Genomic DNA, 13,277 nt, shown 5'->3' on the forward strand with positions numbered 1-13,277 from the left:
GGCATGCCGCGGGGCCGTGAGTATCCCCCAAGGCCCCGGGGCCGCGCACCTCGTGGGGATGAGGGACGCCGGCGCACAGGCGTCGGCTGCCGGCCGGCCCGGCGCCGCTAAAGTCGGCGCACAGGAGGACTGTTCATGACCGAAGAACGAGTGGCCGCCCCCGGCCTGCTGGACGAGGTGAGCGCCATCGCGCGCCGTGCTGGCGCGCTGATCATGCAGATCTACGCCACCGATTTCTCGGTGCGCGGCAAGGACGATGCCTCGCCCGTGACCGAGGCCGACGAACGTGCCGAGAAACTCATCGTGCCGGCGCTGCACGCGCTGGCGCCCGAGGTGCCGGTGGTCGCCGAGGAGGCCGTCGCCGCGGGTTCGGTGCCCGAGGTCGGCGACTGGTTCTGGCTCGTCGACCCGCTGGACGGCACCAAGGAGTTCATCAGCCGCAACGGCGAGTTCACCGTCAACATCGCGCTGGTGCACCGCGGCGAGCCGGTGCTCGGCGTGGTCTTCGCGCCGGCGCTCGACCGGCTCTTTGCCGGTGCACGCGGGCAGGGCGCGCGTGTCGAGGAAGCCGGCGTGGTGCGTGCGATCCGCTGCCGCGAGGTGCCGGCCGACGGGCTGACCGTCGTCGCCAGCCGCTCGCACGGCGACGCCGCTGCGCTCGACGCGTTTCTGGCCGGGCGCAAGGTGGCCGCGCTGGCCAATGCGGGCTCGTCGCTGAAGCTGTGCCTGGTCGCCGCCGGCGAGGCCGACCTCTACCCGCGCCTGGGGCGCACGATGGAGTGGGACATCGCCGCCGGCCACGCCGTGCTGGCCGCCGCCGGTGGCCGTGTCGACACCGTCGCCGGTGCGCCGCTGCGTTACGGCAAGCCGGGTTTCGACAACCCGCACTTCGTCGCCAGCGCCGGCGGCTGAAGCCCCCGCGCTCGCGGGGATGGCCCCGCACTTGCATGAGCCGGGCGGGCGTCCCGGCGGTATCGCCACCGCCGGGGCTCGCTAACAATCGGTTCACGCAAGTCACACGAGTCGAACGAATGGGCAGAGGCGTTGGGAGCTTCGCGGTGCGCGCCGCGACCGTTTGTGCACTGGCTGCCAGCCTGGCGCTGGCCGCCTGCGGTGGCTCCCGCGGCAGCGACGCCGCCGAGGACGACAGCGACCACCAGGTCTTCGCCGCCGACGGCCGCGCCTACACGATGGCGCTGGACCTCGGCGCCGGCCGCTACAGCCTCGGCGGCGACGGTGTCTCCGACCTGCGCGAGCTGGTGCCCGACGGCGAGGGCGGCTGGATCGTCGGTGCCGGGCCCGAGCGGCTGCGCAGCGCCGAAGGCCTCGTCGTCGGCGTGCACCAGGTCGGCGACACGCTGCTGCCCTACGTCGCGGCGCAGACCTTTCTCGCGTCGACCACCGGCGCGGCCGGGCGCTACAACCTGATGATCCGGCGCGTCGCCGCCGACGGCAGCGACGCCAGCACGCACCCGGCCACCGCCACGCTGTCGGGCAACACGCTGCAGATCTGCGAGAACGACTACGAGGTCGTCTACACCTCGGCCTGCGCCAGCGGCTCGCTGCGCAGCTACACGGTGAGCGTCGCCGACAGTGTTTTCACCGCGACGCCGACCGTTGCCGGCACGCCGCCGATCCGCTTCCGCATCGCGCGTGCCGGGCAGACCGAGCTGCTGCTGTCGGTGGGCGAAAGCACGCTGGGCGATGGCCGTCTGCAGTGGCTGGTGGCGCTGAAGGAGGAGTTCGCCGGCTTCTTCCCGGGCCGCTTCGTGGGCCCCGGCGTGCTCGGCGGCGACGCCGACTGGCTGGCGATCACGATGGACGCCGACGCCGGCACCTACACCGCCCTGGGCGGCGCCTTCGAGGACCAGGCCGTGCTGACCTCGCTGAACGGCCAGCAGCCGCCGTCGATGTTCCACGGCGAGCTCAACACGCAGCACCCGGGCTCGCCGGTGTGGGTGCTGCAGAACTACCCGCTGCTGATCGTCGGTGGTGCGCCCCTCGTGCCGGAGGGCGTGACCAACCTGAGCGGCCTGCTGCAGATCGCGCTGCCCTGAGCGTGTCCGCGTCCCGAGGAACCTGCATGTCCCTGAACCACATCGTCTTCATCGTGCTCGACAGCTGCCGGCACGACAGCTTCGTCGCCGCGAACACGCCCAACGTCGACCGCCTCGGCGCGGCGCAGAAGCGCTATTCGTACGCCTCGTGGACGGCGCCGTCGCACCACACCTTCGCGATGGGCATGCTGCCGCACACGAGCCCCAAGGACGTCTTCGCCTCCGAGGTCTACAAGGACGAGTTCGCGCAGTGGCGCGAGCGCACCGGCTGCGCCGACATCGCGTTCAAGGAGTTCCTGCCCGACCTGTCGCTGCCCAAGGTGCTGCGCAAGCTCGGCTACCGCACCGTCGCCCGGGTCTCGATGCCGGTGCTCAACAAGAGCACGCTGATCAGCCGCGACTTCGACGACTACAAGCTCATGCCCCATCACAACGACTTCAAGGGCATGGTCGCGGAGATGGAGTTCCCCGACGACGAGCCGCACTACTACTTCCTCAACGTCGGCGAGACCCACTACCCGTACATGCTGTCAGGTGCCGACCTGCCGCACATCTCGGGGCTGCACGGTGCGCTGAAGGGCATGGACGCGGTGACCGAGGCCACGCAGGGCCGGCGCGGTTTCGAGCCCGGCCAGATGGAGATGCTGCGGCTGCAGCAGATCAGGTGCATCGAGTACTGCGACGCGCAGATCGGCCGCATCATGGCCATGGCGCCGCCGAACACGCACTTCATCGTCACCGCCGACCACGGCGAACTGTTCGGCGAGGACGGCTACTTCGGCCACGGGCCCATCATGCACGAGAAGTGCTTCGAGGTTCCCTTCGTCGAGGGGCGGCTGGGCTGAATGGCCGCGCCGCTGTTCCTGCTGGCGCCGCCGAGGTCCTACACCTCGCTGATGAACGCGATGCTGGGCCAGCATCCGCAGTGTTTCGGCCTGCCGGAGCTGTGCCTGTTCAACGTCGAGCGCCTCGTCGACCTGTGGGTGCGCAGCACCGACGAGATGGGCAGCGAGGCCAAGACGCGCCACGGCCTGCTGCGTGCCGTCGCCGAGATCTACGGCGGCGAACAGACCATGGACAGCGTGCGCATGGCCAGCCACTGGTGCGCTGCGCGCCAGAACCTGTCCACCGGCGAGATCTACCGCGAGCTGGTCGACAGGATCGACCCGCTGATCGCCGTCGAGAAGAGCCCGGCGTACACGGTGGACATCCAGCGCCTGCTGCGCATCCGCGAGACCTTCCCCGATGCGCGCTACCTGCACCTGACGCGCCACCCGGTGGGCCAGTGCAAGTCGGTGATGAGCCTGTACGACGGCACCTTCGCGCTGTTCGTCAACTCGATCGACTTCCTCGAGGACCGCGCCATCGTCGAACCCCAGTTCGCCTGGTACGACCTGAACATCAACATCCTGAACTTCCTCGACACGATCCCGGCCGAGCGCCAGATGCGCATCCGCGGCGAGGACGTGATGAACGATCCGCCGAAGTTCCTCGGCATGATCTGCCGCTGGCTGGGCATCCGCGACGACGCCGATGCGCTCGAGGAGATGATGCATCCCGAACGTTCGCCGTTCGCCTGCTTCGGCCCGCTGGACGCGCTGTTCGGCAACGACCCGAACTTCCTCTCCGGCCCGACCTTCCGCCCACACAAGGTGAAGGTGCCGCCACTGGACAGGCCGGTGCCCTGGCGCGAGGACGGCCAGGGCCTGAAGCCCGAGGTCGTCGAGCTCGCCCGTGAGTTTGGATATTGAGGCGATGAGCGACTCCGACACCCCCCCGCTGGGCCAGCGCCCCAAGCTCGGCCCGATCGACGGCAAGCCGGTCACGACGCACCCCGACCTGAGCCGGCTGTCGCCGGCGCAGCGTGGCCTGCGCGACGCGCTGCTGCGCGAGTTCAAGGCGCGCAAGGCGAAGAAGTTCGTCGAGAAGCAGGTCCACTACATCAACGGCAACCGTCAGGTCGCCGAGTCGATCAAGATCCTCTTCGACGAGCACGGCCAGCCCCCGGCCAACGCGCCGATCGAGGACATCATCGAGGAGCGCCGCCAGCTCGAGTACCAGGTGCGCTGGTTCGAGGCGATGCTGCTGGAGCTGCAGACGCGGCTCTTGCGCGTGCGCGAGATCGAGGCGCTGGCGCTCGACGTGCTCGAACGCAGCGAGCGCGACTAGAGGTGCCGCGACCCATGCCCGTCATCCCCCGTCGCCCGGCCGCCCAGGCGGCGCTCGTGCTGGCCGCCGCCTGGGCGCTGGCCGGCTGCACCCTCGGCCCGGACTACCGCCGCCCCGCGCTGGACCTGCCGGCGCACCATGCCGCCGCGGCCCCCGAGCCGGCACCGGCGGCGCGCCAGGCGCTGGACACCGCCTGGTGGTCCGGCTTCGCCGACCCCGCGCTCGACACGCTGGTGCAGGACGTGCTGGCGAACAACCCGGACCTGCGCATCGCCGCGCACCGCGTCGAGCAGCTCGACGCCTTCCTGCAGGTCAGCCGCGCCGCCGGCCAGCCGCAGGTCGGCTACGAGGGCCAGCGCACGCGCGACACGCTCAGCGAGAACCGCCAGGTGCCGCTGAGCCGCGGCACCGAGCCGGTGGACAACAACTACACCGTCTCGGGCTCGATCCGCTGGGAGCTCGACCTCTGGGGCAAGCTGCGTCGCGCCGACGAGGCGGCCTTCGCCAACCTGATGGCCGGCCAGGAGGGCCGCCGCGCGCTGGAGATGGCGATGGTCGCCAAGGCCGCCTCGGGTTACCTGCGGCTGCTGTCGATGGACCGCGAGCTCGAGCTGCTCCGGCGCAGCGTGCAGGTCGAGGCCGACACGCTGGCGCTGGCGCAGTCGCGCTTCGCCAACGGCGGCAGCTCCGAGCTGCCGGTGCTGCACGCACGTTCGCAGTGGCAGCAGCGTGCGGCCGAGGTCCCGGCCAAGGAGGCCGAGATCCAGGCGCTGGAGAACGCGCTCGGGGCGCTCGCCGGCCGCAACCCCGGGCCGCTGGCGCGCGGCACGCTCGACGCCCTGAAGCTGCCGCCGGTGCCTGCCGGCCTGCCGGCCGAGCTGATCGCCCAGCGGCCGGACCTGCGTGAACGCGAGCAGGTGCTGGTCGCGGCCAACGCCCGCATCGGCGTCGCCGAGGCCCAGTTCTATCCGACCATCGGCCTGACCAGCAGCTCGGGCTTCGCCAGCGCCGAGCTCGGCCGGCTCGACGAGCTGCGGTCCAACTTCGGCAGCTTCGGGCTGCACTTCTTCGGCCCGGTGTTCAGCGGCGGCCGGCTCGGCGGCCAGGTGCGCGAGGCCGAGGCGCTGCAGCGCCAGGCCGCCGTCGACTTCGTGCGCTCGGTGCAGGTCGCGCTGCACGAGGTCCAGGACGCGCTGGTGGCCCGACAGAAGATCGAGCTGCAGGCGGGCCTGCGCGACGACAACGTCGCCGTGCTCGAGCGCCAGCGCCAGGTCGCGCTGCGCCGCTGGGAGCTCGGCCGCGACGACTACTTCCAGGTGCTGGAGGCCGAGCGTGCGCTGGCCTCCGGCCTGCAGTTGCAGAACCAGACCCGCCACGCGCGTGCCGACGCGCTGGTCGCGCTCTACAAGGCCCTGGGCGGCGGCTGGTCGCTGCCCGACCCGAGCGCCGCCACCGCCCAAACGACGACGAGCCCCCGATGAGTGACTCAACCAAGCTGGTGGCGCTGCCCGCCTACCTGCCGCGCCGTCTGCAGGCCTTCCGCATCGTCCGGGGCGACAAGACGAGCTACGTGCTGCGCGACAAGCTCGCCGACCGCACCTACGACGTCGAGCAGTGGCAGTTCTTCGTGCTCGAGGTGCTGCCGGGCTGCGAGACCGCCGAGAAGCTGCTGTCGGTCTTCGCCGACCGCTTCGGCCGCGAGATCGGCGAGCACGAGGTGATGGCCTTCTTCGCCCAACTCGCCGACCAGAAGCTGCTCGACGACGAAGCCGCCAAGCACCCGCTGCTCAAGCCGTTCACGCGCCAGGGCTACGCGCTCGAGCAGGGGCTGATCAAGCCGAAGTCCTTCGAGGAGCTGGCGGTCAAGATGGCGAGCCAGGCGCCGCGCCCGGGCGCGCCCGCCGCGCCGGCACCCGGCCCGACACCCGGTGCCCCCGACGAGTTGCCCGAGGACGCGGTGCTGCCCGCCGGCGTCAACGAGGCCGACAGCCTGGACCCGCGGCAGTCGCGCCAGCTGTTTCGCTTCTTCCCGATGCAGCCGGTGGCGCGTGCGCTGCTGCCGGTCGTCGAGCCGCTGAAGTACGCCGTCTACCTGCTGCCGCTGGTCGCGCTGCTGGCGCTGATCCTCGTGCTGCGCCACATCGGCACGCTGTGGAGCGACATCGGCTCGCTGCGCAGCGCCACGACGCTGGCCGTGCACGCGCTGTTCAGCCTGGTGACGATCAACCTCGCGGTCGTCGTCACGCAGTCGCTGGTGGCGCAGAAGTTCCGCGCCAGCCTGGGCGACTTCGGCATCGGCCTGCGCTTCGGCTTCTTCCCGCGTTTCATGGTGCCGATCCGGCACACCTTGCAGCTGTCGCGGCGCGAGCGCATGTGGATGCATGCCGGCCCGCTGCTGGTGCGCGTGCTGCTGTTCAGCCTCGGCGTGCTGATCTGGTACAACGCCCGCGGCCGCTACGAGGGGCTGACCAACATCGGCCTGGGCCTGACCTTCCTGTGCGCGGTGAACCTGCTCGTCGAAGGCGGCAACCCGCTGGTCAAGGGCAACGGCTACCACCTGCTGTCGGCCTTCGTCGACGAGCCGCAGCTGCGCGGCAAGGCCTACCGCGCCTTCCTCGATCGCCTGCGCGGCGGCGCCAGCACCGAGCGCGGCCAGATGCTGCTGGCGAGCTTCGCGCTCGCGAGCTTCGTCTACGCCTACCTCGTGGTGCTGCTGATCGTCTACGTCGCCGGCCACTTCCTGATCCACGAGCTGCGCCTGGGCGGTGCGGCGCTGATCGTCGTCGTCGCGCTGGGCGTGTTCCTGGCGGTGCGCACCACGCGGCGCTTCAAGCTGATCACGCGCGCCTACGAGCGCTCGCAGCAGTTCGAGCGCTGGCGCAAGCGCGCGCTGCCGTCGGAGACCGCCGAGCAGGCCCAGGCCGAGGCGCCCGCCAGCCGCACCTGGTACTACATGAAGCGGGCCCTGGCGGTCACGCTGCTGCTGCTGCTGTTCCTGCCGTACCCCTACGACGCCGGCGGCGACTTCGAGATCTACCCGGCCGCACGCCAGGTCGTCACGACCGACGTCGCCGGCATCGTCGAGGAGGTCAACTTCGACGGCGGCGAGCAGGTCGCCAAGGGCCAGGTCATCGCGCGTGTCGCCAGCACCGACCTGAAGGCGCAGCTGCAGACCTTCGACGCGCGCATCGCGGCGCAGCGTGCGGTCGTCGCCGACCTGAAGTCGCGCCCGCGCAAGGAGGAGGTCGCGCTGGCGCAGAGCGAGCTGGAGATCGCGCGCCAGCGCGCCCGCTTCAGCGGCGAGCGTGTGCCGCGCCTGGAGCGCATGCACCAGGAACGCACGATCTCGTTCGAGGAGCTCGACAGCGCGCGCAAGGAGGCCGAGGTCGACCGCCGCGAGCTGGCGCAGCGCGAGGCGGCGCTGGCGCTGGTCCGCGCCGGCACGCCGCCGGACCGCATCGCCGCCGAGGAGGCGACGCTGCAGTCGCTGGTGCAGCAGCGCGCCGAGGTCGAGGGCCGCGCCGGGCGCACGGTGATGACCATGCCCTTCGACGGCACCATCCTGTCGCTGCGCCTGAAGGACCGGCTCAACAGCGTGCTCGACAAGGGGGCGCCGTTCGCCACCGTCGAGGCCAACGGCTCGATGACGGTCGAGATCGACGTGCCCGAAGGCGAGATCGGCCACGTCAAGGTCGGCGCGCCGGTGCGCGTGCGGCCCAACGCCTTCAACGACCGCACCTTCGAGGGCCGGGTCGAGCGCATCGACGGCAACGTCAGCGTCAAGCCCGCCGGGCGTGTCGTCAAGGTGGTCGCGGTGGTCGACAACGGCGGCGGCGCGCTGAAGTCGGGCATGACCGGCTACGCCAAGGTCGACGCCGGCACGATGCCCGTCTGGCAGGCCTTCAGCCAGGCGGTGGTGCGCTTCGTCAACGTCCAGGTGTGGTCGTGGCTGCCCTGATCGCCTGACGCCCGACGCCGGACGGCCCCGGCGCGGGGCGTGCGCGGCCCGGCGGCTTCGGCCCCGGGCCGCGTGCATTGTTGCCATTCGCTGCATCAGGTGTCAGGAGTATCATCTAGTATCACTTGTGCGCTTTTGGGGCCGGCATGTCTTTTGTCTTGCGTCTTCGCATCGGGGCTCGCATGGCCCTCGGCTTCGGCATCGTCGTCGCGCTGATGCTGATCGTGCTGGCGGCCGTGCTGGCCCTGATCGCCCGCGCCGAGCGCGCCAACGACGAGCTCGTCGGTGCCCAGGCCGAGCGTCTGGCGCTGGCGCACGAGTGGCACCAGAACATCCAGGTCAACTCGCAGCGCGCGCTGGCCATCGGCCTGACGCGTGACGCCGGCTTGGAGCGTGCCTTCGGCGAGCGCATGAAGGCCGTCACCGAGCGCACGACCCAGATCCAGAAACGCTACGCCGAGCTCGAGACCAGCGACGGCGGCCGGGCCGGCATCGAGGCGCTCGCGGTCGCGCGCCAGCGTTACCTCGACCAGCGCAAGGCGCTGCTGGCGGCCGTCGACGACACGGCCCGCCGGGCCGAGGAGGGGGCACGTTTCGAGCAGGTCACGGCCGCCTACATCGACGTGTCGGCGCAGGTGCTGGCCTTTCAGCAGCAGCGCCAGCGCGAGATCTCGGTTCAGGCCAGGACCGCGATGGAGGAACTGCGCGGCACCGCGATCGTCGTCTCGATCCTCGCCATCGTCGCCGCGGTGGCCATGGGCTGGACCTTGACGCGCGGCATCACGCGGCCGCTGGCCACACTGCAGGCCGCGGCTCGGCGCATCGCCGGGGGCGACCTGGCGCAGCCGCTGGAACGGGGTGCCGGCCAGGCCGAGACCGTTCTGCTGAGCGAGGAGATCGCCAACATGCAGCAGGCGCTGCGCACGCTGGTCGGTCAGGTGCACGAGGTGGCCGAGTCGATCGAGGTCGCCAGCCACGAGGTCGCCGCCGGCAACGCCGATCTCAGCGCGCGCACCGAGCGCACCGCGTCCAGCCTGGAGGCCACGGCCAGCACGATGCAGTCGCTCACCGAGACGGTGCGCCGCACCGCCGAGTCGGCGCGCGACGCCGAGCGCCTCGCGCACTCGGCCGGCGACGTCGCGCGCAGCGGCGGCGGCGTCGTCACCGACCTCGTGCGCTCGATGGCCGAGATCGAGCGCAGCAGCCGCCGTGTCGCCGAGATCATCGCCACGATCGACGGCATCGCCTTCCAGACCAACATCCTGGCGCTCAACGCCGCCGTCGAGGCGGCACGTGCCGGCGACCAGGGCCGGGGCTTCGCCGTCGTCGCCGGCGAGGTCCGCCTGCTGGCGCAGCGCTCGGCGGACGCTGCACGCGAGATCAAGCGGCTGATCGACCAGTCGGTCACCGAGGTCGAGGCAGGCACGCGCCGCGCCGGCGACGCCGGCCGCTCGATGGAGGAGATCGTCGCCGCGGTGCAGCGTGTCGGCGAGGTTGTCGACGGCATCAGCGCGACGACCGCCGCGCAGAGCGAGAGCATCGGCGGGGTCAACGTCGCGGTCGTGCAGATCGAGCAGTCGACGCAGCAGAACGCGGCGCTGGTCGAGCAGTCCACCGCCGCCGCCGCCAGCCTGCGCGAGCAGGCCCACCGGCTGACGACGCTGGTCGGCGGCTTCCGCCTGGCCTGAGCGGGGCTGCGGCTACTTCGACAGCGGCGCGCCGAGCCCGGTGTCGACGTACCAGACGCCGTCGTTGACGCCGTCCGGGTACTGCGTCGTGGCCGGCACCATGCGGTTGTAGTAGATGAACGGCCCCTTGGCCGTGATGAAGTACTCCGGGTCCAGCCGCAGCCGCGGCTTGCTCGTGTCGTTGGTCAGCATCCTGAAGTTCTGCTTCAGCGGGTCGATGCCGCTGATCGCCAGGTGCGTCGGGTAGCTCTTGTCCCAGAACTTGTTGGACGGGCTGACGACAGTGAAGATGTACGAGCGGCCGTTGTGCGTGAAGACCTCGGGCGACCAGAAGAACGGCAGCTTGGCCGGCGGCGTGATGGTCTTGATCACCGTCCAGCGCTTGACGCCGTCGGTGCCGGCGATCTTGCGGTAGACGAGGATCTTGCGGCGGTAGTCCGCCATCGTGAAGAACACGTGCTCGTTGTTGTACTCGGGCGCCTTCCACATGAAGGCGCCGTACTTGCCGACCGCGTCGAAGGTCAGCTGCTCGACGGCGCCGCTGTCGGTGTCGTACGTGTAGACCTGGTCGACGAGGCGCGGGTCGGCGGCGTTGTGGCCCTGGAAGATGATCTTGCGCGTGCCCGGCACCCAGCGGCGCGAGTTGCCGCCGGTGAGGTCGGAGATCGGCATCGCCACCTCGTCACCGAGGGCCGAGGACCGGCGCCAGTACAGCGCGTCCTTGTCGGCGGCGATGTAGTTGACGCGCGGGTCGGCGTCGTTCGTGTCCTTGGAGCCGTCGGGCGTGGCGCGGCCGGCCGAGCCGGGCAGCACCGTCGGCGACCAGGCGCCGTTGACCATCGAGGCCACGGCGATCTGCGCCGTCGACGGGCCGTGGGTCGAGCCGCTGACGTAGCGCGTGTAGACGATGCTCGAGCCGGCGCTGCCGGACATCCACTCGGGGCCGTTGCCGAAGTCGGCGACCGGCGCCGTCTCGGTGTCGACGAGCACGCCGCGGCCGTCGGGCGGATAGAACGCGCCGGTCTGGAAGTCGACGCTGCCCACCCAGAGCCGGCCGTCGGCGGCGGTGAACGCGAACAGCGCGTTGCCCGCGCCGCCGTTGCAGCTGGCGCAGAAGCGGCCGTTGCGGCCGCTGTCGAACTCGTAGTCGGGGATCGCCGCGGTGGTGACCTGCACCTCCGGCAGCACGGCCTGCGCCCGGGCCTCGAAGCCGGTCGAACAGGCGGCCGCGACCAGCGCCGCGACCCCGGCCAGCAGGCCCGGACGATGGGAAAGGCGGGGGACGTTCATGGCGGCTCCGTCGGTTCGGCGCATGCTATCAACCCGACGGGGGAGGTCCGGCGCGGTCCTGCCCCTCGGTTCGCGGGGGCCGTGCGCGGCCGCCGCACCCACCCCGTGTTCGTGTGCCGCAGCCGCGGCCGCCGTTGCCGCTGCCGCGGGCGCTGGGTAAGGTTCGGCGGCCGGAGCCTGCCTGCCGGGCCCGGGTTCCTGATCCGACACGAGGTTCCATGCTGCATTCCCTCCTGACCCGCGCCTCGCGCGCCTGCCGGTGGCCGCTGGCCTCGTTCTGCGTGGCCGCGCTGGCGGCGCCCGCGCTGGCGCAGGGCTGGGTGCCCAACGAGGCCCAGGCCTCGCCCGAGGCCGAGCTGATCGACTACGAGTTCAGCCAGTCGCGCGCCCAGATCGCCTGGAACGACACGCTCGGCAACCTGTGGGTCGCCGACGTCGACCGCGCCAGCGGCCGCTTCGTGCCGGCCGACGGCCGCGGCGTCGTCGTCGACCCCGACTCGATGACCTTCCAGGACGCGCAGAAGACCAAGAACGGCCCCGAATGGGTGCCCACGGCCCGCGGCGACGTGCTGGTGCACACCAAGTACGCCGGCCGCCACACCGACGGCAACTCGCGCATCGGCCTGGCCTGGGACGACGGCAGCGGCGTCTGGACGAGCAGCATCCTGTCCGGCGCGGTGCGCAAGGCACCGTACGGCAGCAGCGTCGCCGGCGACCCGGCCCCGCGCATCAGCTACGTCGACAACCGCGAGGTCCACTACTGGGCCGAGCTCTTCGTGCCGGGGTCCGAACGCCGCATCGAGGACTTCCCCGACTCCCACTACCCGGTGCGCCATGTCGCGTGCTCGCGGCCCGACGTCGCCGGCGCGCGCGGCATCGTCTACCCGGTCACCGTCGACGGCGTCGACCAGGTTTTCTACCGCGACTTCGACCGCAACACCTCGCAGCAGCTGACCTTCGACGCGGGCCAGAAGTACGAGGTCTGGATGTGGTGCGCGCCCGAGTACGGCGACGAGCTGGTGTTCTTCACGCTCGTCGACCAGACCGAGCTGCGCGTGTACCGCCAGCTCGGCGGCGTCTGGACCGCCGTCTTCCGCCAGGCGGCGCCGCGCGGCAACAAGATCTACTCGCCCGAGCCCTTCACCTGGAACGGCAAGTCCTACATCTTCATGTCGCAGACGGTGCGGCCGAACAAGTTCCGCTCCGAGGTCTGGGTGTCCAACATCGACGCCACGGCGCCGGTCTTCAAGCGCATCACGCCGAGCGAGCCGCTGCGCACGCGCACCGATCCCGAGGTGTTCATCACCGACGCCGGGCCGCGCATCTACTTCAACCGGCTGGTGCCCGACCTGTCCGACGGCGGGCGCTACAAACCCTGCCGCCGGCCCGACTGCTCCGACGGCGTGTGGTTCGCCGATCCGGGGCTCTGAAGCGCCGGCCCGCGGTGCCGTCGACGGCCGCCCGCCCCCGGACCCGGGGGGCGCGGCGGCATCGAAATTGCACCGGCGCCCCGCGTGTGCCTGCACCCCGCCATCCCCGCTGTTGCGTCCGTCGGCTGCGGCCTGGCCGCCAGCCCCCTCGGGTGGGTGAGGCGCGATGCCCGCGTGGCTGAAATGCCGGATGCCCGTGATAACTTGGTGCCGAACCTGGTGCATGGAAAGACGCGGTGGGCCGCCCCGCGGCATCGAGATGCTTGTCGCCACAGCCGCTTCCCTTGCCCTCGACCGCACCCACGCGTGCGACGCGTGGTGTCCTCGCCGGTGATGCATCGCCCGATGCCCGGTGCCACCCTGGCCGCTGCCGGCCGGGGCCTGTCCCGCCCCTGACATGAGCGCATTCCAGACCTTCGTCCTCACGCCGGCCGGACACCGGGACGTGTCGCTGGCGATCGCCGCCTGCCGCGCCGGCGCCGTCGGTGTCGTCAACCACGAGCTCGACGCCGATGCGGCGCACTGGGTGCCGGCGCTGGCCGCCGCGGCCGCGGCCACCGACGGCGGCCACGCGCTGAAGCTGCCGGCGCTGGCCGACGGCGACGCCGAGCGCCTGGTCGCCGCGCGTGCCGCGGGCCTGGCCTGGCTGCTGATCGACGCCGCCGCGGTGCCGGCCGCACGCGAG

The 13,277-nt window shown here is 71.5% G+C and carries 11 protein-coding genes; 10 read left to right on the forward strand and 1 reads right to left on the reverse strand.

Annotated elements, in window-relative coordinates; genetic code table 11:
- Nucleotides 1–135: 135 nt before the first annotated feature.
- From cysQ to RBXJA2T_RS11790, 8 genes are all read left to right on the forward strand, one after another.
- The gene (gene cysQ / locus RBXJA2T_RS11755; RefSeq protein ID WP_009857595.1) at nt 136–912 is read left to right on the forward strand and encodes a 3'(2'),5'-bisphosphate nucleotidase CysQ; all 777 of its coding nucleotides are present in this window, start codon (nt 136–138) and stop codon (nt 910–912) included.
- A gap of 146 nt (nt 913–1,058) precedes the next feature.
- Nucleotides 1,059–2,057: a hypothetical protein gene (locus RBXJA2T_RS11760; RefSeq protein WP_009857596.1), complete on the forward strand. Its 999-nt coding sequence runs from the start codon at nt 1,059–1,061 to the stop codon at nt 2,055–2,057.
- Between the two features lie 26 nt (nt 2,058–2,083).
- On the forward strand, nt 2,084–2,902 hold the full coding sequence (locus RBXJA2T_RS11765; RefSeq protein ID WP_009857597.1) for a sulfatase-like hydrolase/transferase: 819 nt from the start codon (nt 2,084–2,086) through the stop codon (nt 2,900–2,902).
- The gene (locus RBXJA2T_RS11770) at nt 2,903–3,808 is read left to right on the forward strand and encodes a sulfotransferase family protein (RefSeq protein ID WP_009857598.1); all 906 of its coding nucleotides are present in this window, start codon (nt 2,903–2,905) and stop codon (nt 3,806–3,808) included.
- Nucleotides 3,809–3,812: 4 nt separating this feature from the next.
- The gene (locus RBXJA2T_RS11775; RefSeq protein ID WP_009857599.1) at nt 3,813–4,226 is read left to right on the forward strand and encodes a hypothetical protein; all 414 of its coding nucleotides are present in this window, start codon (nt 3,813–3,815) and stop codon (nt 4,224–4,226) included.
- 14 nt (nt 4,227–4,240) lie between these two features.
- Nucleotides 4,241–5,707 carry an efflux transporter outer membrane subunit gene (locus RBXJA2T_RS11780; RefSeq protein ID WP_009857600.1) on the forward strand — a complete coding sequence of 489 codons (1,467 nt, stop codon included), beginning with the start codon at nt 4,241–4,243 and terminating at the stop codon, nt 5,705–5,707.
- Nucleotides 5,704–8,184, forward strand: coding sequence for an HlyD family secretion protein (locus RBXJA2T_RS11785; protein WP_009857601.1), 2,481 nt, complete (start codon nt 5,704–5,706; stop codon nt 8,182–8,184). The genes RBXJA2T_RS11780 and RBXJA2T_RS11785 overlap by 4 nt, the downstream gene beginning before the upstream one ends.
- 182 nt (nt 8,185–8,366) lie before the next feature.
- Nucleotides 8,367–9,872, forward strand: coding sequence for a methyl-accepting chemotaxis protein (locus tag RBXJA2T_RS11790; RefSeq protein ID WP_009857602.1), 1,506 nt, complete (start codon nt 8,367–8,369; stop codon nt 9,870–9,872).
- Between the two features lie 12 nt (nt 9,873–9,884).
- Here the strand turns inward: RBXJA2T_RS11790 and RBXJA2T_RS11795 are convergent, their stop codons facing one another.
- Nucleotides 9,885–11,162, reverse strand: a complete 1,278-nt coding sequence (locus RBXJA2T_RS11795; RefSeq protein ID WP_009857603.1) for a hypothetical protein — start codon at nt 11,160–11,162, stop codon at nt 9,885–9,887.
- A 218-nt stretch (nt 11,163–11,380) separates the two neighbouring features.
- Between RBXJA2T_RS11795 and RBXJA2T_RS11800 the strand changes: the two genes are divergently transcribed.
- Both RBXJA2T_RS11800 and RBXJA2T_RS11805 read left to right on the forward strand, forming a co-directional pair.
- Complete coding sequence (locus RBXJA2T_RS11800; protein WP_009857604.1) at nt 11,381–12,592, forward strand: hypothetical protein; 1,212 nt, start codon at nt 11,381–11,383, stop codon at nt 12,590–12,592.
- Between the two features lie 397 nt (nt 12,593–12,989).
- Nucleotides 12,990–13,277, forward strand: a 288-nt coding sequence (locus tag RBXJA2T_RS11805) for a hypothetical protein (RefSeq protein WP_039956673.1), incomplete at its 3' end; no start/stop codon positions are given.

This window comes from Rubrivivax benzoatilyticus JA2 = ATCC BAA-35 (assembly GCF_000190375.1).
In the GTDB taxonomy this organism is placed as follows: Bacteria; Pseudomonadota; Gammaproteobacteria; order Burkholderiales; family Burkholderiaceae_C; genus Rubrivivax; species Rubrivivax benzoatilyticus.